The organism is Verrucomicrobiia bacterium (assembly GCA_019634625.1).
Lineage (GTDB): Bacteria > Verrucomicrobiota > Verrucomicrobiia > Limisphaerales > CAIMTB01 > CAIMTB01.
The window spans coordinates 55115-79450 of sequence record JAHCBA010000020.1 but is presented as its reverse complement, the minus strand read 5'-3'; the positions used below and the strand labels follow the sequence as shown (position 1 = coordinate 79450).

The 24336-nt window shown below is 65.0% G+C and carries 20 protein-coding genes; 7 read left to right on the top strand and 13 right to left on the bottom strand.

Translation table 11 applies throughout. From position 1 onward, the window contains the following. Positions 1–25 precede the first annotated feature (25 nt). From KF833_13380 to thiE (KF833_13340), 9 genes are all read right to left on the bottom strand, one after another. The gene (locus tag KF833_13380) at positions 26–1459 is read right to left on the bottom strand and encodes a hypothetical protein (GenBank protein ID MBX3746292.1); all 1434 of its coding nucleotides are present in this window, start codon (positions 1457–1459) and stop codon (positions 26–28) included. A 53-nt stretch (positions 1460–1512) separates the two neighbouring features. Continuing rightward, positions 1513–1845: a hypothetical protein gene (locus KF833_13375; GenBank protein MBX3746291.1), complete on the bottom strand. Its 333-nt coding sequence runs from the start codon at positions 1843–1845 to the stop codon at positions 1513–1515. A 230-nt stretch (positions 1846–2075) separates the two neighbouring features. Continuing rightward, positions 2076–2405 (bottom strand): type II toxin-antitoxin system PemK/MazF family toxin, encoded by a 330-nt coding sequence (locus KF833_13370; protein MBX3746290.1) that lies wholly within the window; start codon positions 2403–2405, stop codon positions 2076–2078. Beyond that, complete coding sequence (locus tag KF833_13365) at positions 2378–2599, bottom strand: hypothetical protein (protein ID MBX3746289.1); 222 nt, start codon at positions 2597–2599, stop codon at positions 2378–2380. Before KF833_13365 ends, KF833_13370 begins: the two co-directional genes overlap by 28 nt. Positions 2600–3135: 536 nt before the next feature. Further along, positions 3136–3432 (bottom strand): type II toxin-antitoxin system RelE/ParE family toxin, encoded by a 297-nt coding sequence (locus KF833_13360; GenBank protein MBX3746288.1) that lies wholly within the window; start codon positions 3430–3432, stop codon positions 3136–3138. Next, positions 3413–3634, bottom strand: coding sequence for an addiction module protein (locus KF833_13355; GenBank protein MBX3746287.1), 222 nt, complete (start codon positions 3632–3634; stop codon positions 3413–3415). The genes KF833_13360 and KF833_13355 overlap by 20 nt, the downstream gene beginning before the upstream one ends. 776 nt (positions 3635–4410) lie before the next feature. Then, complete coding sequence (locus KF833_13350) at positions 4411–4611, bottom strand: hypothetical protein (protein ID MBX3746286.1); 201 nt, start codon at positions 4609–4611, stop codon at positions 4411–4413. A gap of 541 nt (positions 4612–5152) precedes the next feature. Further along, on the bottom strand, positions 5153–5440 hold the full coding sequence (locus tag KF833_13345) for a hypothetical protein (protein ID MBX3746285.1): 288 nt from the start codon (positions 5438–5440) through the stop codon (positions 5153–5155). Positions 5441–8361: 2921 nt separating this feature from the next. Beyond that, entirely contained in the window at positions 8362–8967 is a 606-nt protein-coding gene (gene thiE, locus KF833_13340) for a thiamine phosphate synthase (GenBank protein MBX3746284.1), read from the bottom strand. 13 nt (positions 8968–8980) lie between these two features. Here thiE (KF833_13340) and KF833_13335 point away from each other — a divergent pair, with 13 nt between their 5' ends. From KF833_13335 to KF833_13320, 4 genes are all read left to right on the top strand, one after another. Further along, positions 8981–9382 (top strand): hypothetical protein, encoded by a 402-nt coding sequence (locus KF833_13335; protein MBX3746283.1) that lies wholly within the window; start codon positions 8981–8983, stop codon positions 9380–9382. Beyond that, positions 9379–9741 (top strand): IS66 family insertion sequence element accessory protein TnpB, encoded by a 363-nt coding sequence (gene tnpB, locus KF833_13330; GenBank protein MBX3746282.1) that lies wholly within the window; start codon positions 9379–9381, stop codon positions 9739–9741. Before KF833_13335 ends, tnpB begins: the two co-directional genes overlap by 4 nt. 84 nt (positions 9742–9825) lie before the next feature. Beyond that, positions 9826–10716 carry a DUF4338 domain-containing protein gene (locus tag KF833_13325; protein MBX3746281.1) on the top strand — a complete coding sequence of 297 codons (891 nt, stop codon included), beginning with the start codon at positions 9826–9828 and terminating at the stop codon, positions 10714–10716. Then, positions 10709–12322 (top strand): IS66 family transposase, encoded by a 1614-nt coding sequence (locus KF833_13320; GenBank protein MBX3746280.1) that lies wholly within the window; start codon positions 10709–10711, stop codon positions 12320–12322. The genes KF833_13325 and KF833_13320 overlap by 8 nt, the downstream gene beginning before the upstream one ends. A 337-nt stretch (positions 12323–12659) precedes the next feature. Here the strand turns inward: KF833_13320 and thiE (KF833_13315) are convergent, their stop codons facing one another. Both thiE (KF833_13315) and KF833_13310 read right to left on the bottom strand, forming a co-directional pair. After that, entirely contained in the window at positions 12660–13307 is a 648-nt protein-coding gene (gene thiE, locus KF833_13315; GenBank protein MBX3746279.1) for a thiamine phosphate synthase, read from the bottom strand. A 14-nt stretch (positions 13308–13321) separates the two neighbouring features. Next, complete coding sequence (locus KF833_13310; GenBank protein MBX3746278.1) at positions 13322–14758, bottom strand: DUF1501 domain-containing protein; 1437 nt, start codon at positions 14756–14758, stop codon at positions 13322–13324. Positions 14759–15035: 277 nt separating this feature from the next. Between KF833_13310 and KF833_13305 the strand changes: the two genes are divergently transcribed. Further along, positions 15036–15956 carry a serine acetyltransferase gene (locus KF833_13305; GenBank protein ID MBX3746277.1) on the top strand — a complete coding sequence of 307 codons (921 nt, stop codon included), beginning with the start codon at positions 15036–15038 and terminating at the stop codon, positions 15954–15956. A gap of 48 nt (positions 15957–16004) precedes the next feature. Here KF833_13305 and KF833_13300 read toward each other — a convergent pair whose 3' ends face one another. Together KF833_13300 and KF833_13295 are read right to left on the bottom strand one after the other, a co-directional pair. After that, the gene (locus tag KF833_13300; protein MBX3746276.1) at positions 16005–17336 is read right to left on the bottom strand and encodes a Gfo/Idh/MocA family oxidoreductase; all 1332 of its coding nucleotides are present in this window, start codon (positions 17334–17336) and stop codon (positions 16005–16007) included. Between the two features lie 318 nt (positions 17337–17654). Next, positions 17655–20603 (bottom strand): hypothetical protein, encoded by a 2949-nt coding sequence (locus KF833_13295; protein ID MBX3746275.1) that lies wholly within the window; start codon positions 20601–20603, stop codon positions 17655–17657. Between the two features lie 463 nt (positions 20604–21066). On the opposite strand from KF833_13295, the gene KF833_13290 reads away from it, so the two are divergent. Together KF833_13290 and KF833_13285 are read left to right on the top strand one after the other, a co-directional pair. Next, entirely contained in the window at positions 21067–22590 is a 1524-nt protein-coding gene (locus KF833_13290; GenBank protein MBX3746274.1) for a tetratricopeptide repeat protein, read from the top strand. A 59-nt stretch (positions 22591–22649) separates the two neighbouring features. Next, on the top strand, positions 22650–24308 hold the full coding sequence (locus KF833_13285) for a CRTAC1 family protein (protein ID MBX3746273.1): 1659 nt from the start codon (positions 22650–22652) through the stop codon (positions 24306–24308). Positions 24309–24336: the final 28 nt, after the last annotated feature.

Below are 24336 nucleotides of genomic sequence, written 5' to 3'. Positions count from 1 at the left end.
GGCCACCGACCGCGGGCCGCTGAGCCTACCTTGGACACCAGGTGCGATCCCGCGGTTTGGTGCGCCCTTTATTGTTGGACCTTGCTGTCTGTGACTCAGTGCCGTGAGAGTGTCTGGCCAATGTGCTGGAACGGAAGAATCGTTGAGATGCGGTCGCAAAAGGCGAATTTATTATGACATTTGTGGGGGCGGAGTTTGTGAACACCAGCAGGTCGGTCCAATCCGTCAGGTTCGTGCTTTCTTGCAGCAGGTAGGCTCGGTCCAGACCCCCTTGGCCGGTGAGCTGAATGCTGCTGAGGTCAGAGCTGATGCTGCCATTGAGTTTAACGATTACACTGGCCGACTGATACAGATCAACAGTGGAGTAATACTGTTGGGAGTGGTACGTGCTGATCACGCCAGCGAATGTTCCATTGCCGTAGGTTAGCGCCAGGAAGGTCCTCGAGTCCTCGATTGGCGGAAGGGGCAGGTCTGTTGCGTGCAGTTGCCACGATTCTCCATCGGTCGAGCTGATTAGGCTGCTGACAGGCTTTCCCGCAGCCACGAACACGCCCGCACCAAATGCAACGGAACGCCAGATGTTCGTCGCGGGAGGGGCGCACAGGTCCCATGTGCTGCCGTCTGACGATCGCAGAATCGTCCCTCTGTGGCCCACTGCCACGAATTTGTCATTGGCGTACACGATGTCCGCCAGCGAGTTCGTCACCCCGGAGTCAACCACAGCCCAGTCTACACCATCGGCTGATGTCTGGATCAAGCCGTTGCTTCCGACCGCGACGAAATGATTGTTTCCAAACGCGACGTTGTAGACGGGGGAGATAAAAGCTGGCGTCCAATTCAGAAAATCAGTAGTTGAGATGAGCAGTCTGCGCTGCTGCACCGCCACCAGGGTTCCATTGCCGTATGCGGCGCCCGTTAGTCCCTCAAGGCCGACGCTCCAAACTGGATCCACTGTCCATACTTCGCCATCCTTGGAAATACCCGCCGAACCATAAGCTCCGAGGTGAACAGGCCAGGATCCGACGCCAATGAATCTTTCATTCTCGTTGTCGTATATGATTCCTAGGAGGTCATGCCAAGTAGGGGAAAAAGACCAACCCACGCCGTCGCGCGAAGTGAGTATTCCACGAAAGCCAACGGTGACAAAAACGCCGTTCCCAAAGGCCACGTCTTGAATGTGGCGCCCGGTCACACGCTGTGACCAGTTGCCAAGGGGATCCGCCGCCTGCACCGGGAAGCTGGCCAGAAGTATGTGCGCTCCGACGAGTAGCACGAGTGACGGAGACACTTTCATGTCGCAGGGATATGCCAATGCCGCATCAGTGCTGGTCCACTCGGCATTGCGAACCTGTACAACGCAGACGCATGCTGATGGGTCCAGCGGCCCGAGTGAGTGACATGCACCGACCGTGCACTCACGGCTCTTGAAATCAATATCCATATTGTTCGTCAGCGTCAAAAAATCGAAGTGGCAGGTGCATGTTCACTCGACTCGATGGTAGGGCGTTCCGATCATCTCTTTCTGGCGGAAAGAACCTCCTGAATGGATCGTGCCCATCGCTCTACTTGATCCGCATAGTCCACCAACCCGGCTTCGCAAACATCTTTCACTGTAATCGGCCAGTCTCTAATGCCCCAATTGACTACCGCATCGCCGCCGCGTCGTGTGACACGCCCTGCCGCTTTGGCTGTTCGACGGCCCCTCCTTCGCACCTCCTCCAGTGTGATGGCTCCATCGAGAACTTCTTCGACTGCGGCACGCAGTCCCTCAAGCGCGTCCTCCGTCAAACCTGTGCCGGTCGGATGCTGGAGATTGTAGCTGCTGACAGCGTAGAAATGGGCCATTGGATTGGGTCCGTCCGGGAGGCGCCACTCCAATGCAAGCAACTCATGGAAATGGTCCTTGCATGATCCGCCCTCGGGAACAGGGGCTCCGCACTCGGGACACCGGAGATTAACCGATCCGGTCATAAATTGCTTTCAGCCCAACGACAAGTTATCCGACGCCGGGCATGACGGCCAGTCCGCTCAAGCAGGTCGTTTCCCGGCGTTCGGATGAGCGCATGGTTGGGCGCTCATCTGAGTATGGCGAGCACGGCGTCACGAATTCGTGCAAATGACGCCTCGTGTAGGCGACCTGGCTCTGTTCGAAACAGGCTCTTGTGAGCCGTAAAAAGCTTCCCTGGTCGAGCGAAGCTGTCTCTACGCAGACCTCCTGTCTTGAAGTCGTGGTTGCCTATCTCCACCGCCCGAATATCTCCGTAAGGGTTACTGGTGACCTGACACAAAATCCAGTCATCATGATCTGCAGGCGCGAGGACAACCGCTGGCCGCAGCTTGGATTGCGAGAGATCCGAGAAAGGAAATGGGATGAGGACTACTGAACCTCTTGCAGGTGCGACCATGCGGCATCCTCCTCCGGTCGGCTCCAATCCCGAGCAAGCGCCGGCTCGCTCAATAGGGATCCTTCGATTGGCACGGTGCCAGGCTCTTCATCAAGGATGGTCACCAACGCCCTGCGCGCGCCTACAAGCGTCACATGTTCAAGCACTTGCACGGCGCCGCTAGGATCGATTATCGCCTCGATCGTTCTGATCATGACGGGATGGTAACTGGCGGTTGCCCTGCCTGCAATCGCCCAACGTCGAGGTGTGCGACCGGCGGGGGGCGGGCGTCGATGGGGAACGGAGGATGACCCTCTCGAATCCGGGATCGAAATCGCAGCGCCGGGAAGCCGGTTCGCACGACCGACTGGCTCGGCGGTGACCCAACACCCGACCGCGAGTCGGGATCAAGAGGGAATTCCACACGATACCGGCTGGGAGACGTGGGCCCGGGACCCGGGTGTCGCCGGTGGGGAACCGGGCGGCAGCCTGCTGGGAGCGGGGAAGTATCCACTGTGACCTTGGTGGGTCGCCTGACGATGTTCGCGGCATACACGGTTGCTCACGGTCGTCGCGTGGCGGCTGTGCCGGGAACGCGGGTGACTCATCGTGACCGTCCGGCGAGCGTCGAGGTGAGGGACCGATGCCGGGAGCCGATGTCATGCTTGGAATCCAAGCTCTACCCTCTCGAAGCAGCGGCCAAACCACGCGCCGGGCACCGGTTCCCTCGACCGACTGGTTCGCCATTCCTCTACTGATGGAATCTCGTCACGCCAAAACTTGGGTGTCGGCGATGATGCCGAAGCACCCATACTCTGACGTAATCACTTCGAATATCGTAGAGGAGATGATAGGGAAAGCGCTCAAGGTTGTATCGCCGCAGACCGCTCGAATCGAAGTGGAAGTGCCTCGGCTCTTTCAAAACCCTTTTCAGACCAACCTGAAATTCTGCGAAAAAATCGTCACCGAGCTGCGTGGACACAGCATCGTATCGTTTGATAATCCCGTTCAGGTCTGACTGAACGCGCCTATGAAATCTGGCTTCCACCGCGCTTCAGTCCTGCCACCAACTCATCAAAGGTGATAAGAACGGTCGGATCCTCGTCCGCCTCCCGCATGCGATGCGCGACTTCCTCGTCCGTGACCTCGTACACTGGTGATTCCAAGCTATGCAGGAGCCGTGATGCAAGCGAAGCTCTTTCCTCCTCTGGGAGCTTATACGCCTCAGCAGCGATCTCTTCCAACTTCATGAAACCGGAGCATGCCTGGACTCGAGCGGACGCGCCACTGGTTTTTGGGGGAACGTCGAGGTGTGCGACCGGCGGGGGCGGGCGTCGATAGGGAACGGAGGATGACACTCTCGAATCCGGGATCGAAATCGCAGCGCCGGGAAGCCGGTTCGCACGACCGACTGGCTCGGCGGTGACCCAACACCCGACCGCGAGTCGGGATCAAGAGGGAATTCCGCATGATACCGGCTGGGAAACGACGGCCCGGGACCCGGGTGTCGCCTGTGGGGAACCGGGCGCCCGGCTGCTGGGAGCGGGGAGGCACCCACTGTGAGCGTAGTGGGCCTCCTGACGATGTTCGCGGCATACACGGTTCCTAACGGTCGTCGCGTGGCGGCTGTGCCGGGAACGCGGGTGACTCATCGTGACCGTCCGGCGAGCGATCAGCTCACCGACCGCCGCCCTTCCTGCGTGTCCGAGTTGCCCGAGGCTGTGCGGGGCGGCGGTTCGGTGGAGCGCAATGGTTGGGCAATCTGTCATCCATCGGCCCGCCGAATATCTACTACCATCACCGCGCGGACAGGTGCGTCCAGCCGGTAAGTGATGGCATATTGTCCGACGATCTTGACCTGCCGGGCCCTCAGAGTCTCATCCCTGTCAACGAAATCACCTGGGGTATCCGGTGTCTGCGCCAACGATCGGATGAACCGCATAATCAAACGCCTCTGGTCGCCTCGCGACGGTACGGCCTGCAACAGCTCGATGTGTATGTAGACGGAAAATGGGTCCATCTGGCATCAGGCCTTGCCGTCCAAGCGATCTTCAAACTCATCCGGGGTGAACCAGTGAGCAGAGTCCTTGTCCTCGATCCGCTTGGCCACCTCTGATGCGTATCGACTGCCTTCCCGATGTCGAATGTGGAACATGAACGCCATCAACTCGTTCTGCGCCTCAAGCGGAAGAGCAGCAATCTGGTCTTTAAGCTCCTGAACGCTCATGGGGGCATTATGGGGCAGGTTGTATAGCGTGGGCAAGCATTGCGCTGGTCACACCCTCGCGCGGCGTGCGGCGTCCCATCGCCCAACGTCGAGGTGTGCGACCGGCGGGGGCGGGCGTCGATGAGGAACGGAGGATGACCCTCTCGAATCCGGGATCGAAATCGGACCGCCGGGAAGCCGGTTCGCACGACCGACTGGCTCGGCGGTGACCCAACACCCGACCGCGAGACGGGATCAAGAGGGAATTCCTCATGATACCGGCTGGGAGACGTGGGCCCGGGACCCGGGTGTCGCCGGTGGGGAACCGGGCGTCAGGAGGCTGGGAGAGGGGAAGGATCCACTGTGACCGTGGTGGGTATCCTGACGATGTTCGCGGCATACACGGTGCCTCACGGTCGTCGCGTGGCGGCTGTGCCAGGAGGCGGGTGACTCATGGCAATCGTCCGGCGAGCGACGAGGCCACCGACCGCGGGCCGCTGAGCCTACCTTGGACACCAGGTGCGATCCCGCGGTTCGGTGCGCCGACTGGTTGGGCGTTCCTTTAGGGTAGGTCGTCAGGCGTGAAAACATGCGATTGCATGACGCGATTGGTGCTGTCGCGGATGAAGACCATCACGCCGCCGATGGCCGCTACATGTTTGAATTGCCGACGCGTCGCCACTCGTGTCCGCTCTGAAAGTCCGTCGATGTATTCGGATGAGGCGTATGCCCTGACCTGCCGCTTGACTATGTCGCACTCGATGACCGGACACTTGTCCGCGTGATCGTGCCAAGCCTGCATAATGGTTGGCCAGAACTCGGCTATCTCTTTTGTGTAGACTTTCGCCATTGATCTGATTCCGCCCAACGTCGAGGTGTGCGACCGGCGGGGGCGGGCATCGATTGGGAACGGAGGATGACCCTCTCGAATCCGGGATCGGAATCGCACCGCCGGGAAGCCGGTTCGCACGACCGACTGGCTCGGCGGTGACCCAACACCCGACCGCGAGTCGGGATCAAGAGGGAATTCCGCATGATACCGGCTGGGAAACGATGGTCCGGGACCCGGGTGTCGCCTGTGGGAAACCGGGCGTCAGGAGGCTGGGAGAGGGGAAGCATCCACTGTGAGCGTAGTGGGTCTCCTGACGATGTTCGCGGCATACACGGTCCCTCACGGTCGTCGGGTGGCGGCTGTGCCGGAAACGCGGGTGACTCATCGTGACCGTCCGGCGAGCGCCGAGGTGAGGGAACGGTGCCGGGAGACGACGCCAACCACGAATCAACACTCAACCCTCTCGAATCTACGGCCAAGCCACGCAGCGGGCACCGGTTCCCTCGACCGACTGGTTCGGACTTGTGCGCTTAGTCGACCGGATCGCGCACCATCTTGCGAAGCTCGGCGATCTCCATCCGTAGTCGCAGACATTCGCGGGCCAAAACCTCCACCATGTCTGAAGATCTGATGTAGCCGGTGTATGCTGCCGTCTCCAACTTTGTCTGATCGTCTTCTCTTTTGTCGAGAAGGCGGTCTTGGCGCTCCTCGCTTCTCAAGCGTGCCTCTGCGGCCTCGAGTTCTGGATTTGTCATAGATAGAATAGGGAAGCCCAGGGAAGTACACCCGAAGGTTGTACGTGATTGTCCGAACGTCGAGGTGTGCGACCGGCGGGGGGCGGGCGTCGATGAGGAACGGAGGATGACCCTCTCGAATCCGGGATCGAAATCGCAACGCCGGGAAGCCGGTTCGCACGACCGACTGGCTCGGCGGTGACCCAACACCCGACCGCGAGTCGGGATCAAGAGGGAATACGCACGATACCGGCTGGGAGACGTGGGCCCGGGACCCGGGTGTCGCCGGTGGGGAACCGGGCGTCAGGAGGATGGGAGAGGGGAAGCATCCATTGTGACCGTAGAGGGTCTCCTGACGATGTTCGCGGCATACACGGTACCTCACGGTCGTCGCGTGGCGGCTGTGCCAGGACGCGGGTGACTCATCGTGACCGTCCGGCGAGCGTCGAGGTGTGCGACCGGCGGGGGCGGGCGTCGATGGGGAACGGACGATGACCCTCTCGAATCCGGGATCGGAATCGCACCGCCGGGAAGCCGGTTCGCACGACCGACTGGCTCGGCGGTGACCCAACACCCGACCGCGATACGGGATCAAGAGGGAATTCCGCATGATACCGGCTGGGAGACGTGGGCCAGGGAGCCGGGTGTCGCCGGTGGGGAACCGGGCCTCAGGAGGCTGGGAGCGGGGAAGCATCCACTGTGACCGTCGTGGGTCGCCTGACGATGTTCGCGGCATACACGGTACCTCACGGGCGTCGGGTGGCGGCTGTGCCAGGACGCGGGTGACTCATCGTGACCGTCCGGCGAGCGTCGAGGTGTGCGACCGGCGGGAGCGGGCGTCGATGAGGAACGGAGGATGACCCTCTCGAATCCGGGATCGAAATCACACCGCCGGGAAGCCGGTTCGCACGACCGACTGGCTCGGCGGTGACCCAACACCTGACCGCGAGACGGGATCAAGAGGGAATTCCGCATGATACCGGCTGGGAGACGTGGGTTCGGGACCCGGGTGTCGCCTGTGGGGAACCCGGCCTCAGGAGGATGGGAGAGGGGAAGCATCCACTGTGACGGTAGTGGGTCTCCTGACGATGTTCGCGGCATACACGGTTCCTCACGGTCGTCGCGTGGCGGCTGTGCCGGAAACGCGGGTGACTCATCGTGACCGTCCGGCGAGCGTTGATTGGACTGCCTAGAGGTTGGTAGAAAGGATTTGTGGTTGTCAACGATGGATTGGGTTGGGTAGATAGGCTGCAAAAGGGGTGATTCATGGAGGAACGATCGAATGAAGGACGGGACGGGGGAAAGGGTGGGGGTGAGGGTCGGAGGGGGTACGAGGATCCGGCGTGGTTGCAGCGGTTGTGGTGGGGTCAGCGCGTGCCGCTTTCTCCGGAGCGGCTGCATGGGTGGAGCGTTGATGTCCAGCGGTTCCCGGGGTTCGTGCGGAAGCATCAACGGGATGGGGCCAGTGGGATGGGGAACGGGGAGGGTGGATTTGGGTGGGGGGACACGCTGAAGCGTGGACACCCAACGATTGGGGGGCGGCGAGGCGTTGGGTGGGGATGTTCCGCATTGAGTCCGGGTTGAGGCATTCCGTCGTACTCGTACTCGTACTCGTGATCGACGGGGGTGGTTTCCGTCGGCTCTGCTGCGTCTTGGTTGGGTTCCTGGGTTTCGAGGACGAGTACCGCCTCTCGGGCTGAGTACGAGTCGCGAGGAGGGGGATGGCTTGGGCGGGTTGCAGGAACGTTGGTCTGCCGGATGGGCCCTTCGGGGGGTGAGCTGGACACGTCTTCGGGTGGGCGAGCGGCGTGAAGCGGGACCGTCGAGGCTGCTGGGCCCGGAGGGATGGGTTCTGCGACCCCTGGCGGGGTCGTGAGCGGGGTGGGACTTCTGCCCGGGGGTCGAACCCGCGGAGCCGGGTTCGACCCCCGGCTAATCTCTGAAAACCCTCCGGGCTTCTTGCAGCAAGCCCGGTACTCGTATTCGTACTCAAAATCGCCCTGCCCAGTTCGCATGCGAAATGGGAGGTCCGAACAAGCTCAAGATCGAAGCCATCGGGTCAGCCTTGAGGGGATGCTCGAAGGGGTGTGTCTGCGGGTTCGAGGACGAGGACGAGTACCGCCCTTCGGGCTGAGTACGAGGATGGGGAGGGGGAATGGGGAGGGTGGGGGGACACGCTGAAGCGTGGACACCGAGCGAGGTGGGTCAGGGGGGCAGGAGGGTGCGGAACTGGCGGCAGGCGGCGGCGGGGTCGGGGGCGTTGAGGATGGCGGAGACGACGCAGATGCGGGTGGCGCCGGCTTCGAGGACGGTGTGGAGGTTGCCGGGATGGATGCCGCCGATGGCGAACCAGGGGATGGAGGAGAGGTGGGTCGCGGCCCAGCGGACGTAGTCGGGGGTGACGGCGGGACGGCCGGGTTTGGTGGGAGTGGGAAAGACCGGGCCGATGGCAATGTAGGCGGGGCCGGCGGCAAGGGCGCGTCGGGCCTGGTCGGGGGCGTGGGTGCTGAATCCGAGGCCGAGTGTGTCGGGGATGGACGGGGCGGAGGCGGCGGGGTGGTCGGGATGGGGCCCGAAGAAGTCTTCCTGGCCGAGGTGGACGAGGGGTGCGCCGACGCGGGCGGCGATGTCGGGGTGGTCGTTGATCACCAGGCGGACACCGTGGTCGCGACAGACGGGGACGAGGCGGGCGGCGGTGGCTTCGATGCGGTCGGGGGACCAGGATTTGGCGCGGAGCTGGATGGTGTTCCTTCGGCAAGCGTGCGTGATGGGTGGGCATTGGGCGGCGTAGGCTTTGCTCCACAGATCCAACGTGGAGCAACCAATGAACGAACCCGAGTTTTCCCGCACAGACCTTGCCGACCTGCAACGCCAACTGGTCGCATGGCGACATCGTCAACGAGGGCGGCCCCGCCTTCCCGAGGAGGTCTGGACCGCCGCGGCCGCTCTGTCCTCGAGCCTGGGCGTGAGCCGGGTTTCGCATGCTCTTGGCCTGGATTTCCACAAGCTGCGTCGCCGATGCTCCTCGCCTCCAGCCATCACACCGAGGGCCGAAGGCCTGCCGGGTTTTGTGGAACTTCACCTCCGGGGGGCGGTTCATCACGACGGTGGCCCGTTTCGGATCGAACTATCGGGTGCCCATGGCGCCCGGATGACGATCGCCCTGGGCCATGACTCCGCGGCGGTGGTCGCCCTGGCCGAGGCCTTCTGGAGGCGCGTCCCGTGATCCAGATCGCCCCGCAGATGCGGATCCTCCTGGCAGTCGAGCCGGTAGATTTCAGGAAAGGCACCGACGGACTGGCGGCCGTTTGTCGGGCCCGCTTGGATGCCGATCCCTTGGCCGGTGCATTGTTCGTGTTTCGGAGCCGGAGTTGTAAGGCGCTGAAGTTGCTCATGTACGACGGACAGGGTTTTTGGATTTGCCAGAAGCGTCTGTCGACGGGCCGGTTTGAGTGGTGGCCCTCGGACCAGAACTCCGGTGGGGTGCGCGTCGACCCTCACGAACTGCACCTGTTGCTATGGAATGGCGATCCTTCGCGGGCCGTGGTGGCGCCCATGTGGCGGGCGGTGGGGACGTCGGGGTAACGCCAATGGCGCAATGGCGATCTGGCCAGCGGATTTGTTAAAAATCTCCTTGCGTTCCATATCCCGTCCCCCATGCTGGAGGCCATGTCGGCAACGGCTGTCCTTCGATATCGAAGTCGCTCCGTGGACACGGCGGATGTGGCGTTCATCCGGCAACTCATCGCGGACCACCCACGTTTGAGCCGTCGCCGGCTGTCCGCCCGGCTCTGCGAAGCATGGAACTGGGTTCAACCCAACGGCATCCCGTGCGACATGGTATGCCGGGGGCTGATGCTAGCCCTTCACCGCGGCGGGCATATCGAACTGCCCCCACCGAAGGTCAAGGTTCCGAACAACGTCGTGGCGCACCGGCGTCCGGCGCGGGAGCTGCCACTGGGCCAGGAACCCATCGTCGGAACGCTGCGCGAACTTGGCCCGCTGACCCTGCGCCAGGTGCGCCGCCAGGAGGGCGAAGGCCTCTTCGACCAACTCCTGGCCAACCACCATTACCTCGGATACACCCGGCCCGTCGGCGAGCACCTCAAGTACCTGGTCCTTGCGGGGGATCGTCCGGTGGCCTGTCTGGCGTGGTCATCGGCCCCACGCCATCTGGCCCCGCGCGACACCTTCATCGGCTGGACCCGGGAGGAGCGCCTTCGCGGCCTTCACCTCATCGCCTATAACACGCGATTCATGGTGCTGCCCTGGGTCCGCGTGCCCGGCCTTGCCAGCCATGTGCTGGCCAGAGTCGCCCGGGCGATCTCGACCGATTGGTGCAATCTCTATCGCCACTCGATCGAACTGCTGGAGACGTTCATCGATCCGGGGCGCTTCCGCGGCTCCTGCTACCGCGCGGCGAACTGGTTGCACCTCGGATACTCCACCGGTCGCGGTCCCCGTTCCACCAGCACCAGGCCCAACCGTTCGATCAAGGAACTCTGGGTGTACCCCTTGCGGTCGGACTTCCGCGCCCGACTCACTGTCCACCATGGCTGAGACCCCAGCCTTCAAGGTGTTGGACATCTCGGTCGAGGAACGCGATGCCCTGCTGGAACGTCTGCGCCCCGGCCAGGTCGTCACCGAGGACGATTATCGCCTCCTCCGAGGCATCGTGATCGGAGTGTCCGAACTGGTGGCCCTGATCGAGCGAAAGACCATGAGCTTGCGGCGCCTGTGCAAGGCGCTCTTCGGAGACCGCACCGAAAAGACCGCCAAGGTGTGTTCGGACCCACCGGCGGGCGGGCCCAACGCTCCACCTCCGCTCACCCCACCGCCGAAGGTCAAACGCAAGGGCCATGGCCGCAACGGGGCCCGCCGGTATCGCGGCGCGCGAAAGGTGCCGGTGGCCCATCCCAATCTGCACCCCGGCGATCTGTGTCCGGACTGCCGCCAGGCCAAACTCCATCCCCAGCCACCTTCCCTCATCCTGCGTCTGGTCGGACAAGCGCCCGTTGCGGCGACCTGTTTCGAATTGGAACGGCTGCGCTGCGCGGGCTGCGGTGTCGTCTTCACCGCTCCCGCCCCCCCGGAGGCGGGCCCGGGCAAGTACGACGAATCGGTAGGGGTCGCTGCCGCCCTCCTGCGTTACGGCGCCGGCATGCCCATGTACCGGTTGGCCGGGTTCCAATCCAACCTGGGCGTTCCGCTTCCCGCCTCGGTCCAGTGGGAACTGGCCTCCGACCTGGCCAAGGTCGCCCATCCCATCCAGGACTGCCTGATCCGAGAAGCCGCCCAGCGCGACGTGATCCACAACGACGACACCCCCATGCGCGTCGCCGCTCTGCGCCGGGAAGCGACCCCGCCCTCCGAGGAGGACGCCGCCAAGCGAGCGCGAACCGGGATCTTCACCACCGGTATCCTCACCGCCGGAGCCGGGCCTCCCATCGCCCTGTTCTTCACCGGGCGCCAACACGCCGGGGAAAACCTCCAGGATCTTCTCCGTCACCGCGATCCCGGCCTCCCGGCCCCGATCCAGATGTGCGACGCGCTGGCCCGCAACATCCCCTCCGACATCGTCACCGCCCTGGCCAACTGCCTTGCGCACGGACGCCGCCAGGTGGTCGATGTGGCCCCCAGCTTCCCCTCAGAGACCAAACGGATCCTCGAAAGCCTGCGCGACGTCTTCCATCACGACGCCCTGGCCCGCGAACGCAATCTCGATCCGGACCAACGCCTGCGGTTCCACCGGGAACACAGCCAGCCCATCCTCGACGATCTCCATCGGTGGCTGAACGAACGCCTCGATAAGAAGCTCGTCGAGCCCAACTCCGGTCTGGGCGGCGCCATCGGATACCTGCTCAACCACTGGCAACCCCTGACCCTGTTCTTGCGCGTTGCCGGCGCTCCCATCGACAATAACGTTTTGGAACGGGCCTTGAAGATGGCCATCCTTCACCGGAAGAACTCCTTGTCGTACAAGACGACTAAGGGTGCCGAGGTAGGTGACCTGTTCATGGGCTTGATCCACACCTGCCGGCTCAACGACGAGAATCCGTTCGACTACCTCCTCGCCGTGGCTCGACACTCTAAGGAAGTCGCCGCCCGACCCGAGGCATGGCTCCCCTGGACCTACCGGGGAACCCTCCCTGCCGACAGCAGTTGAGGACGGCCTCCGCCTCGACCCCCGGCTCCGCCGGACTTCCCCCGGGTTCCATCCGGCGTCCCCGCCCCCGGATCCGCCGAAACCGCCTCCGTCGCCCGCCCTCGCGCCAAAAAAATGCGCCGCCCACACACGCTTGCCGAAGCAACACAGGCTGCTGGGCCCGGAGGGATGGGTTCTGCGACCCCTGGCGGGGTCGTGAGCGGGGTGGGACTTCTGCCCGGGGGTCGAACCCGCGAAGCCGGGTTCGACCCCCGGCTAATCTCTGGAAACCCTCCGGGTTTCTCCCGAGAAATGGCCAATCTCCAGACGCTGAAGCGTGGACACCGAGCGACGTGGGTCAGGGGGGCAGGAGGGTGCGGAACTGGCGGCAGGCGGCGGCGGGGTCGGGGGCGTTGAGGATGGCGGAGACGACGCAGATGCGGGTGGCGCCGGCTTCGAGGACGGTGTGGAGGTTGCCGGGATGGATGCCGCCGATGGCGAACCAGGGGATGGAGGAGAGGTGGGTCGCGGCCCAGCGGACGTAGTCCGGGGTGACGGCGGGACGGCCGGGTTTGGTGGGAGTGGGAAAGACCGGGCCGATGGCAATGTAGGCGGGGCCGGCGGCAAGGGCGCGTCGGGCCTGGTCGGGGGCGTGGGTGCTGAATCCGAGGCCGAGTGTGTCGGGGATGGACGGGGCGGAGGCGGCGGGGTGGTCGGGATGGGGCCCGAAGAAGTCTTCCTGGCCGAGGTGGACGAGGGGTGCGCCGACGCGGGCGGCGATGTCGGGGTGGTCGTTGATCACCAGGCGGACACCGTGGTCGCGACAGACGGGGACGAGGCGGGCGGCGGTGGCTTCGATGCGGTCGGGGGACCAGGATTTGGCGCGGAGCTGGATGAGATCGGCGCCGCCCTGGGCGAGTTGGGCGGCGAGCCAGGCGGGATCGCGGTCGTGGAGATAAGCGGCGTCAACGAAGGCGTAGAGGCGACAGTCAGCGAGGGGTTTCACGGGGGCCGGAAGGGTCAGGCGAGGACATCGTGGACGACCTTGCCGAAGACATCGGTGAGGCGCATGTCGCGACCCTGGAAGCGGAAGGTGAGGCGTTGATGATCGATGCCGAGGAGGTGGAGCATGGTGGCGTGGAGGTCGTGGACATCGACGGGATTCTCGACGGGGTTGTAACCGAACTCGTCGGTGGCGCCGTAGGTGATGCCGCCGCGGACCCCGCCGCCGGCGAGCCAGATGGAGAAGGCCTTCATGTGGTGATCGCGTCCGTCGCCCTGGGCCATGGGGGTGCGGCCGAATTCGCCGCCCCAGATGACGAGGGTGTCGTCGAGGAGGCCGCGTTGTCTGAGGTCCTGGAGGAGGGCGGCGCAGGCCTGGTCCACTTCGCGGGCGGTGCCGGCGATGTCGCGTTTGATGCCGCCATGGTGGTCCCAATCGCGGTGGTAGAGCTGGATGAAGCGGACGCCGCGTTCGGCGAGGCGGCGGGCGAGGAGGCAGTTGGAGGCGAAGGAACCGTCGCCGGGCTGGGCGCCGTAGAGGTCGAGGACATGGCGGGGTTCGTTCGAGACGTCCATGAGTTCGGGGACGGAGGTCTGCATGCGGAAGGCCATTTCGTACTGGGCGATCCGGGTGAGGACTTCGGGGTCGTCGCTGGCGGTGTGATGGACGCGGTTGAGCCGGGCGACGGCGTCGATGACATCGCGCTGACGGCGCGGGGAGACGCCTGGGGGACGATTGACGTAGAGGACGGCATCGCCCTGGGAGCGGAAGGGGACGCCCTGGAAGCGGCTGGGGAGGAAGCCGGCGTGCCACTGGCGGGCGGAGATGGGCTGGGCCTGACCGTAGGCGCCGGTGGACATGAGGACGACGAAGCCGGGGAGGTCGTCGGATTCGGTGCCGAGGCCGTAGGTGATCCAGGAGCCCATGCAGGGCCGGCCGCTGATGAGCGTGCCGGTGTTCATGAAGGTGTGGGCGGGGTCGTGATTGATGGCGTTGGTGTGCATCGACCGGACGATGCAGAGGTCGTCGGCGACCTGGCCGAGGTGGGGAAGGATCTCGCCGATTTCCTGGCCGGAGGTGCCGCAGCGTTTGAATCCGTGCTGGGGTCCGAAGCATTTGAGTGCCTGGCCCTGGAGCTGGGCGATGGGCTGGCCCTTGGTGAAGCTTTCGGGCATGGGTTCGCCGTGGTGGCGGGCGAGGACGGGCTTGTGGTCGAACAGTTCGAGGTGGGAGGGCCCGCCGGCCATGTAGAGGTAGATGACCCGTTTGACCTTGGGGGGGTGATGGGGGGCGGCGAGGATGCCGCGCCAGCGGTCGGCTTCGGCGGTCGAGGCGGCGGAGGGAAGGGAACGGCCGAGAAGTGAGGCGAGGGCGGCCGAGCCCAGGGAGAAGCCGGTACGACGCAGGAAGGTTCGGCGGTTCACGCCGAGGGCGCCGGGGTCGGATGGAAACATGGGGGGAGGATAGGGTTGGCGCGGCGGGGCTCCAGTCGAAAGGGTGGGATCGCGCCGGATGCAGTGCATCCCGGAGTCGTCGGTAGAGGTGCGAACTTCGCGAAGCGTCGCTTCGGAGGGCCGAGTTCCACGAGGCCGCAACGACGTGGTGCGTTGGGAAGAGGACTCGCGGAGCTCGTCCCTCCGATTCGCTGGCTCGGTATCGACAACTTGGGGATGCACCGCGGCGGATGCGTTCTCGCTTCTCAGGGGCGGGAGGGCGGGGGAGGATGGGGGTGTGGACGCGACGGTGCCTCAACTGGCGGATCGATTGTTGGAATCGTATGCGGCGGTGGGGGGGATCAACCATGTGGACGGGCCGAATCTCCCCTCGAAGTCGGGGGTGGCGAGCATCACGCACGATCTGCTGCGGCTGGTGTTTCCGGGATTCTTCGATGACCGGCCGCTGCTTTCGTCGGAGTTGAAGCTGGAGACGACATTGCTGTTGGCGGCGGTGCGGGACCGATTGGAGGACGAGATCCGGAAGAGCCTTGGGTATGCGACGCCGGACGGGGTGTCCCGGGCGGAGGTGCCGCGATTGGCGGGGGCGATGACGCTGGAGTTTTTGGGCAAGCTGCCGTGCCTGCGGGAGCTGCTTCAGACGGATGTGGAGGCGGCGTACCAGGGGGATCCGGCGGCGCTCAGCAAGGAGGAGGTCATCGTGGCCTATCCCTTCATCGAGGCCATTGCGGTGCAGCGGTTGGCGCATGAGTTGTACCTGCAGGGCATCCCGTTGATACCGCGGATCATGACGGAGTGGGCGCATACGCGGAGCGGGATGGATCTGCATCCCGGGGCGACGATCGGGTCACACTTCTTTGTGGACCACTGCACGGGGACGGTGGTGGGGGAGACGGCGGTGATTGGGTCGCACGTGAAGATGTACCAGGGGGTGGGACTGGTGGCGCGGTCGCTGGCCGGGGGACAGAGTTTGAAGGGAACGCGGCGGCATCCGACGGTGGAGGATCACGTCACGATTTATGCGGGGGCAACGATCGTGGGAGGGGAGACGGTGATTGGGGAGCGAAGCACGATCGGGGGCAATGTGTTTCTGATCCACAGCGTGCCGAGGGACTCGCTGGTGATTTACGAGGACGGAAGGATGACGGTGAAGGCGAAGCGGGAGCGGCTGCTACCGGCGGTGGACTTCCAGATCTGAGCCGCAGCCCTGCAACAAGGTCGGGGGCGCCGGCTTGATCTTTCCGGATTACAGCCCGGCGATGTCCCAGCCGGCGCGATAGGGGCGCCGGACGTAGGCATTGGCTTCGGGGACGTTGGTGAAGCGGAGGCCTGGGCCATCCCAGTCGAGGGTGGCGTTGGGGAAGCGGCTGGCGACGCTGCCGAGCAGGATGGACTCGGTGAGGGGGCCCGAGTAATCGAAGGGCGTCGAGGTGCGGCCCACGCCACGGATGGCGTCGATGAACTCCTTCCAGTGGTCACCGCCCTCGATGGCGGGCGGTTCGAAGTCGGCGAACTTTTCTTCCGGGAGCAGGGCTGGGAGGGCGATGTGGGGGATGACCATGACGCCGTCGGTGCCGAGGAGGATGGAGCCCTGATCGGGGAAGGGGTGATCCCCGAGGAGGGCGCGGATGGCGGCGGGAGGCCGCTGGTGGCCGTCGTACCAGGTGATGGGGATGCTGCCCGGGGTGGTGTAGGGGGTGGCGGGGAACCGGTAATGCACGATGGCATTGGTGGCCCAGGAATGGTCGTTGGGGGCGGCGCCCTCGGAGCGGACGGAGAGCGGGGCGGTCAGGGCGAGCGCCTTGAAGACCGGATCGAAGATGTGGCAGCCCATGTCTCCGAAGGTGCCGGTGCCGAAGTCGAGGCGTTTGCGCCAGTTGCCCGGGTGATACCAGCCATTGCCGATGAAGGGGCGTTCGGCGCAGACACCGACCCAGAGGTCCCAGTTCAGGCCGGTAGGGACGGGGTCGGCGGCCTGGGGCATGGGGCCGTTGTCGCCCCATTCCTTGCTGCTCCAGGTATGGACTTCGCGGATTTTGCCGATGCGTCCCTCGCGCACGAGGTGGACGGCCATGCGGTATTCGCGGTTGGAATGGATCTGGATGCCCATCTGGGTGATCCGGTTCCGTTCCCGGGCGACCTCGGTGAGGCGGCGGGTTTCGTAGATGTCGTGGGTGAGGGGTTTCTGGCCGTACACATGGAGCCCGTGGTTCAGGGCCGCCATGGCCATCGGGCCATGCATGTGGTCGGGGGTGGAGACATTGACCGAGTCGAGGTCCTTCTCCTTTTCGAGGAGCACCCGGAAGTCCTCGTACACGCGGGCTTCCGGGAAGCGGCTTTTGAACCCGGCCATGCGGCCGGCATCCACGTCGGCCACCGCGACGATCTCCGTCTGGGGATGGGCGGCGAGGGCGGTGGCATCGGCGAAGGCCATGCCGGAGGCGCCGAAGCTGGCGTGGCGGACGCGGCCCGAAGGGGGATTGGCGAGGAGATTGCGGGTGACGAAGGGCGCGACGAGGATGCCGCCACCGCCCCATTTGAGAAAGCTGCGGCGCGAGGTCGGACGAGACCGGTTCATGGGCGGGAGCCTCTCCGAAGGCGGACCGGGAAGCAAACCTCTACCGAAGGGCCGGGGCCATGGCCGTGCATCCCGGCGTTGTGGGCAGAGGTGCGAACTCGGCCAAGCGGCGCTTCGGAGGGCCGAGTTCCACGAGGCCGCACCGGTGTGGAGCGTTGGGTTGAGGACTCGCAGAGCTCGTCCCGCCGGTTCGCTGCCTCGGTACCGACAACCTGGGGATGCACCAGGGCAAAGAAGAAGGGGACCGGACGAATCCGGTCCCCCTTGGAAAGGGCGCCTCGCGGTGGAACCGGAGGCGCGTTGGCCTGACGCTGCGGGTCAGGGTTGGGCGGCGCGCAGGAACGCGTTGTCGTTGCCGATCGTGATGGTGAACGGCGTGGTGGCACCGGCCTGGGTCGTCCACGGGCCGTTGACGTTCGGGGCGGTCTGGAGGACCCAGCCGGCGGGGAGGGCGGCGGGTTCGGAGGTCACCGTGACCTGGTTGCCGGCGCGGGCCGCCATGATTCGCACGCTGGCGGCCGGGGCTTCATTGAAGTCCCAGTGGGCGAGCAGACCGGCGATCGAGCTGGGAGCCGCGCCGCCGGCGAGGGAGGCGACCTGGGTTTCGGTGAGGGCGCCGCTGTAGATCACGAAGTCGTCGAGCCAGCCGTCCATGCGGTTTTCCGTGAGGCTGGGGCCGCCTCCGAGGACGAGGGAGGTGAAGTCGGTCGGCAGGGGGTCGCCTGCGCCCGAGTGGAACCATTGGCCATCGATGTAGATGTGTTTCTGGTCGCGATCCTTGATGAAGACGAAGTGGCGCCATTCCTCCCACCAGGTGTTGTCTCCGCTGTAGCCGGGGAAGTTGGCGATGTTGAGGCTGATCCGCTGGATCTCGGGCTCGCAGCAGCCGGCGGTGTCGTAGTAGATGGTCGAGTCACTCCAGGGCGTATGGGCCTGGAATCCGCGGGTGCCGTTGTTGCTGCCGGGCGAATTGGCCCAGAAGCCCGAGGATGCCCGGACGGATCGCAGCTTCTGGAAGTAGGCGATGGTCAGGGTGTCATCCGCCGTGGCGGCATTCAGGAAGGAGGCGTCGGCGATGAAGCCCACCCCGGTGGAGACCCCGGTGTCGAGGGCGAGATCGCCCGGTTGACCCGTGCGCCCTCCCTGGTCCGCGGTCAGGTCGGCGGCGCCGAACAGCAGGGCAGGGAATCCGCTGACCTTGTCCCGGACGGGGCCCTTGTACTCGGAGACTGTGAAGGACCAGTCCAGTGTCGCGGGGTTCCCGCCGGCATCCGGGTAGCCGAGGGTGACGGTGTGGCTGGAGAGACTGGCGAAGGAATCCGCCGGCTGGTAGGTGATGACGGCGACGTTGCCCTCCTTGGTGAAGGTGGGGGTGACATCGACGCCATTGAGCTTGAGGCTGACATTCTGGGCGGTCCATTCGCTGGCGCCGTCGCGGTGACGGATGGTGATGCCTGCGAACGGGGAGACGCCCGTGGCGTTCGGGCCCGGGGTTTGGGTGAGGAAGGCACCTTCGGGCGGAGCCGGCAGGTCCACGGCGGAGGAGAGGTAGCGGCCGGGGATCGGGAGGAGCGACCCTGCGGGGGTGGGATCGCCTTCGCGGCGCCAGGCCACCTGGGCGAAGTCACCGCCGCCGCCCTCCTTGTAGGTGACCCGGATAAAGTACCGCTGGCCCGCCACGAGGGAGAGGGGGACTGGAGTCGTCACGTCCGGCTTGGCGGAATCGAGGGGTTCGAGGAACGCCGAGCAGCAACCGTACTCCTCGGCCTGCCAGACGAGATTGGCCGGCGAGGCGTCGGTGCTGATTTCCAGCCGGGAGGCATCATCGCTGCGGAGGAAGAAGTAGTAATCGCCCGATTCCTCGGGGGTGATCCAGCCTTCGATGGTGGCGCCGTAGTTGTCATTGACGTCGGTGGGCAGGATGTCACGGCTGTTGAAGGAGAATACGGGTCCGATCCAGTCCGGGGAATCCGGGTAGCGTTCGTCCGCGAGCAGGCTGTCGACGGGCGTTCCGGGGATGCCGCCCCAGAAGGAGAATTTGAGGACGCCGGTATTGACGAGGAGATAGGAATAGAAGACCGCGGTGGTGTTGGGTGCGATCGCATTCTTGGAGTGATCCAGGACGTTCTGGACCGCCAGCGTGTAGGCTGTGGCGCCCGGAGTTTGCGGAGCGGTGGTGAGAGTCACGGTACGGCGGTCATGGGAGACAGCGGTCACCGCGAGGGCGGGGGTGATCGAGTAATTGGCCGGATCGGAGGCGGTCACCGGGTCCACCTCCTCGGAGAAGGTGATGATCACGTTGTTGAAGCTGGGGGTGGCCGTGACCGAGGCGAGCGTGGGGGGCGTGGTGTCGCAGGGATCGGTGCCGGCGAGATACTCCTCGAGGTTGGTGGCCCCGTCGCCGTCGCAGTCGAGATGGGCGTCGCTTGGGTCGTTGGGATTGAGCCCGTGTAGAATCTCCCACCAGTCCGGCATGCCGTCGCCGTCGGTATCGACCTCCATGAGTCCGAGCAATTCGTTGAGCGGGGTGCCGGTGCCGTTGTTGTAGAGGAGGGCGATCTCGGTCTCGGTGAGGACGCGGTCCCAGATGGCGAGGTCATCGATCTGCCCTTCCCATTCGCGGCCTGGGGCGCCGGGATTATCGCCGATGCGCATGCGGAGGCCGTTGGCGGCGAGCACGGCGGCCCCTTCGATGATGGCATCGCGAACGCCATTGATGTAGAGGGCGGTGCCGAATTCGGCGCCATCGGCATCGCTGATGGCCACGAAATGGTGCCATTCGCCGTCGTTGACACTGCTTCCCGTCGGGGTGTCCGTCAGGCCGCCGGCATAGGCAATGCCCTGTTCTTCGCCGCGGCGGGCGACGCGCCAGTTGCTGCCCTCGCCCTTGGCGACCAGCGCCTGCCAGGAGGTGTCGAAGGCATCCACCTTGAACCAGCCGGCGATCGAAATGCTTCCGCCCTCGAAGGCCAGATCGTCGGGTTCGCCCCCGGTGATTTCCACGAACTGATCCTCGCCATCGAGGCTGATGGCGCGTCCGAAGCCCGGCTTGCCGTTCACGAAGGCGATGGTCTCGGTGCCGTTCTCGGTCCCGTGGAACTCACCCACGGAATCCTGGAAGTTGTTTTGATCAAAGTTCCAGTAGGCCTTCAGGCCCGCGGAGATGCCGGTCGATTGGGCGTGGGCCGTGGCGCCCAGCAAGGGCAGGACCAGGGCCAGGCTCGCCCATCGGCGGAGGCTGGTCGGGGGTTTGGGGGATCGGATCATCGTTTGGGTCAGGGTTGTGTCGTTGCGGTCAATTCAATGCAGTACTGAATATTCCCGATGAGACTGTCGTTTCTCACGCACGACCGGTGCGGAGATTCTCAATCACTTCTAGGGATTGGGGGACGCTTCGATTGGCGAGCCGACGAAGTCAACGAGCAAGTGGTACTCGGGCCGTTCCGAGGACACTTTGGTTGCGTATTCTCCGATGCAGCGCGGTTTTGTCCGAATTTGTGCCGTGCATTCCGGAGTTGTGGAGAGAGGAGCGAACTCCGCCAAGCGGCTCTTCGGAGGGCCGAGTTCCACGAGGCCGCCATGGTGTGGAGCGTTGGGTTGAGGACTCGCGGAGCTCGTCCCTCCGATTCGCTGTCTCCCCACCCACAACTCCGCGATCCACCGGAATCTCTGCCGTGCCCGACTTCCCGGCTTGCCGCTGTCCAGCGCGGTTTCTACGCTTGGAGATCCCGTGAGCCGGCCTTCCAACCGAAATCGCAACCGTGGCGCCCAACGAGATCCCGGGAAGGTCCGGGACGGGCTCCGGGACGGGCTCATGCGACGCGGCGGGGGAGCCGGACGGGCAGGCGCATTGGCCCAATGGGTCGGGCTTGCGGCGTTGATCCTGGTGGCGGTGGGGGTGACCACGTGGTTCGTCAACCGGAGATCCTCCCCGGAGCCGGCAGGGCGCCTCGATGGCGCCGTTGGGGAGATGGTCTCGAAGGGGCCGGTTTTGCCCGGATTGGGGAGCCGGGTGGAGGAACCCATACCAGAGCCCCTGGCGGAGGCGGCGGCCCTCAAAGGAGAAGCGGTGGCGGTGGCGACGGCGCTGGCGGCTGCGTATCCGGAGGATGCGCTGGCTCACGCCGTGCTTGGGTCGGCCTGTTACAATCTGGGTCGGACCGAGGAAGCCGGGAAGCACTTGCGCCGGTGTCTCGAACTGAATCCGGGACTGGTGGATGCGTACGAGATACTGGCGCGGATGGCCTATGAGCAGGGGAATCTGGAGGAGACCCTTGAACTTTGCCGGCAGGCGCTGAATCGGGGTCCGGCGAACGCCGAATTGCTGAACCGGATGGGGCGGGCGCTGATGGACCTGGGGCAGGCTGAAGACGCGATGGGGCCATTGCGGCAGGCGGTGTCACTGCCGCGGCCGACGAGTGAGAGTCACTATCTGCTGGGGCAGGCGCATGTGCAGTCGGGTGAGTATGAGGCGGCCATAAACTCCTTTCTGGAGGCGGTCAGGCTGCTTCCGGACCACACCCAGGCCTATTTCGGCCTGTACACCGCGAGTCTCCGGCTGGAGCGGGCGGACGAGGCCGACCGGTATCGGCGCCGGTTTCAGGAGCTTGAGGCTGAAGACCGGCAGGGGTTGTCGGACCGGAGTGCGCGGGAGGACACCCTGACGGGGCTGCCGCTGGTGCGTCGGACGGTGGCGCAGACGCTGTTCGGCGCGGCCCAGGTGTATGGACTTCATGGAGAGCCGGGGCGGGCGGGCGGGCTGCTGTTGCGGGCGGCGTCTCTGGATCCGGAGAACGCGGCGTACCGGGGGGCGATGGAAGGCCACCATGTGCGGGAGCGCACCCTGACCGAGGGCGTGGCGGCGTTTGAAGGACTGGTCGCCGATCAGCCGGGAAATCCGCTGAATCATTACTTTCTGGGGCGGCTCCTTGGGCGGATGGAACAGTTCGATGCGGCGGAACGAGCCTATCGCCGGACGCTGGAACTGGCGCCCGACTGGGCGGAAGGCCACCGCGCCCTGGCGGAACTCCTTCTGCGGGCGGGGCGTCCTGGTTCGGAGGCGAGGGAGCTGGCGCGGAGGGTTGTCACCCTGGAGCCGAGCGGACCGCATCATTATCTGCTGGCAGTGGCGTGTCTGAGGGCGGGCGACCGTCCGGGAGCCCGGGAGGCGATTCAACGCGCGCTGGCGATCCACCCGGACGAAGCGCGGTACCGGCAGTTTCTCGAACAACTCAGCGGGGTGGCGCGCCCGTGAACGGCCGGCGCTCGAACGTCCCGGGCTGGAAGGGCCTGGCGAAGACCCTGGCGCTGCTGCTGAGTGGCCTGGGCGGGGCGGAAGGCGCCAACGAACCCTCCCCCATCCGGTTCCGCGATGTCACCCGGACTTCGGGGATTGGCTTTGTCCATACGGATGGGAGTTCGGGCCGTTATTACATCGTGGAGAGTGTCAGTGCCGGTCTGGCGCTGCTGGACTACGACGGGGACGGCTATCTGGACATCTACTTTGTCAATGGCGCGCCGCTCCCGGGTGCGCCGCGGACGGACGCGCCTCCGAGGAATGCGCTGTACCGGAACAACGGGGACTGGACCTTCACGGATGTGACTCTTGAGGCCGGGGTTGGCGACACGGGGTACGGCCTTGGAGTGTGTGTGGGGGACTACAACAACGACGGTCACCCGGACATTTATGTGAACAACTTCGGGCCGAATGTGCTGTACCGGAACAACGGGGACGGGACCTTCACCGATGTGACCCGCGAGGCCGGGGTTGCGGCCGGCAGCCGGGTGGGTGCTGGGGCCACGTTTCTCGACATCGACGGCGACGGGCATCTGGACCTGTTCGTCGCCAACTACGTTGATTTCACCTTCGAGACGCATCACATCTCGCACATGAGCGGCTTTCCATCGTATGTCGGCCCGCTGAACTATCCGGCGGTCCCCAACGTGCTGTACCGGAACAACGGGGACGGGACCTTTACGGATGTCAGTGAGTCCTCGGGGATTGCGGCGCATCGTGGGACCGGGATGGGCGTGATCGCGCTGGACTATGATGGGGACGGGGACACCGACATCGTGGTTGGCAACGACCTGGGTGCGAACTTTCTGTTCCGCAATGACGGCGCCGGGAAATTCGAGGAGGTCGGGCTGGCGGCGGGCATTGCGTACGACGAGTTGGGCGCCGCCCATGGCACCATGGCGGTCGAGGCGGGGGACTGGAACCATGACGGGTGGCCCGACCTATTCACGACCTCGTACCAGCGGCAGCTCACCACGCTCTACGAGAACCGCGGGGGACGCTATTTTGCGGATGCGACACGACGGACCGGCGCGGGTACGGGCACTTACGCGCAGGTGACCTGGGGTGCGGGTCTTGCGGACCTGGACAACGACGGGCACCGGGACCTGTTCATCGCCTGCGGGCATCTGATCGACCAGGTGGAGCGGTTCGATGACACCACCCGGTATCATGCGCGGAACATCGTCCTGCGGAACACGGGCCGGGGTCGGTTCGTGGATGTGTCGGACCAGAGCGGGGACGGGCTGCGGGTGGCGTTGAGCAGCCGTGGGGCGGTGGTCGGGGATCTGGACAACGACGGTCTGCTGGATGTGGTGATTCTCAATTCCCGGCGGGAACCGACCGTGTTGCGGAATGAGTCCGGGGGCGGTCATCGCTGGCTTCAGGTCCGGTTGCGGGGGACCCGGTCGAACCGGGACGGGGTGGGGGCGCGGGTGACCGTGGTGGCCGGGGACCTGACTCAATTCGGGGAAGTGCACAGCGGACGCAGTTACCAGAGTGATTTCGGGACACGGCTTCACTTCGGACTCGGGCCACGCGGTGCGGTGGACGAGATCCGGGTGCAGTGGATTGGTGGCGGAGTGGATGTGGTGCGCGACGTCGGGGTGAACCGCCTGGTGACCGTGGTGGAGGGAGAGAACCGGGTTGGGGAAACCGGGGGCAACGACAGGCCATGATCTGGAACCTTTGCGGATGGGGATCGGG

Excerpts from the sequence above, each read along its gene's own strand:
- KF833_13375 (MBX3746291.1), bottom strand. The coding sequence starts at position 1,845 with ATGGCCCATTTCTACGCTGTCAGCAGCTACAATCTCCAGCATCCGACC.
- KF833_13370 (MBX3746290.1), bottom strand. The coding sequence starts at position 2,405 with ATGGTCGCACCTGCAAGAGGTTCAGTAGTCCTCATCCCATTTCCTTTC.
- KF833_13365 (MBX3746289.1), bottom strand. The coding sequence starts at position 2,599 with ATGATCAGAACGATCGAGGCGATAATCGATCCTAGCGGCGCCGTGCAA.
- KF833_13355 (MBX3746287.1), bottom strand. The coding sequence starts at position 3,634 with ATGAAGTTGGAAGAGATCGCTGCTGAGGCGTATAAGCTCCCAGAGGAG.
- KF833_13350 (MBX3746286.1), bottom strand. The coding sequence starts at position 4,611 with ATGAGCGTTCAGGAGCTTAAAGACCAGATTGCTGCTCTTCCGCTTGAG.
- KF833_13345 (MBX3746285.1), bottom strand. The coding sequence starts at position 5,440 with ATGGCGAAAGTCTACACAAAAGAGATAGCCGAGTTCTGGCCAACCATT.
- KF833_13335 (MBX3746283.1), top strand. The coding sequence starts at position 8,981 with ATGAACGAACCCGAGTTTTCCCGCACAGACCTTGCCGACCTGCAACGC.
- KF833_13325 (MBX3746281.1), top strand. The coding sequence starts at position 9,826 with ATGTCGGCAACGGCTGTCCTTCGATATCGAAGTCGCTCCGTGGACACG.
- KF833_13320 (MBX3746280.1), top strand. The coding sequence starts at position 10,709 with ATGGCTGAGACCCCAGCCTTCAAGGTGTTGGACATCTCGGTCGAGGAA.
- KF833_13310 (MBX3746278.1), bottom strand. The coding sequence starts at position 14,758 with ATGTTTCCATCCGACCCCGGCGCCCTCGGCGTGAACCGCCGAACCTTC.
- KF833_13300 (MBX3746276.1), bottom strand. The coding sequence starts at position 17,336 with ATGAACCGGTCTCGTCCGACCTCGCGCCGCAGCTTTCTCAAATGGGGC.
- KF833_13295 (MBX3746275.1), bottom strand. The coding sequence starts at position 20,603 with ATGATCCGATCCCCCAAACCCCCGACCAGCCTCCGCCGATGGGCGAGC.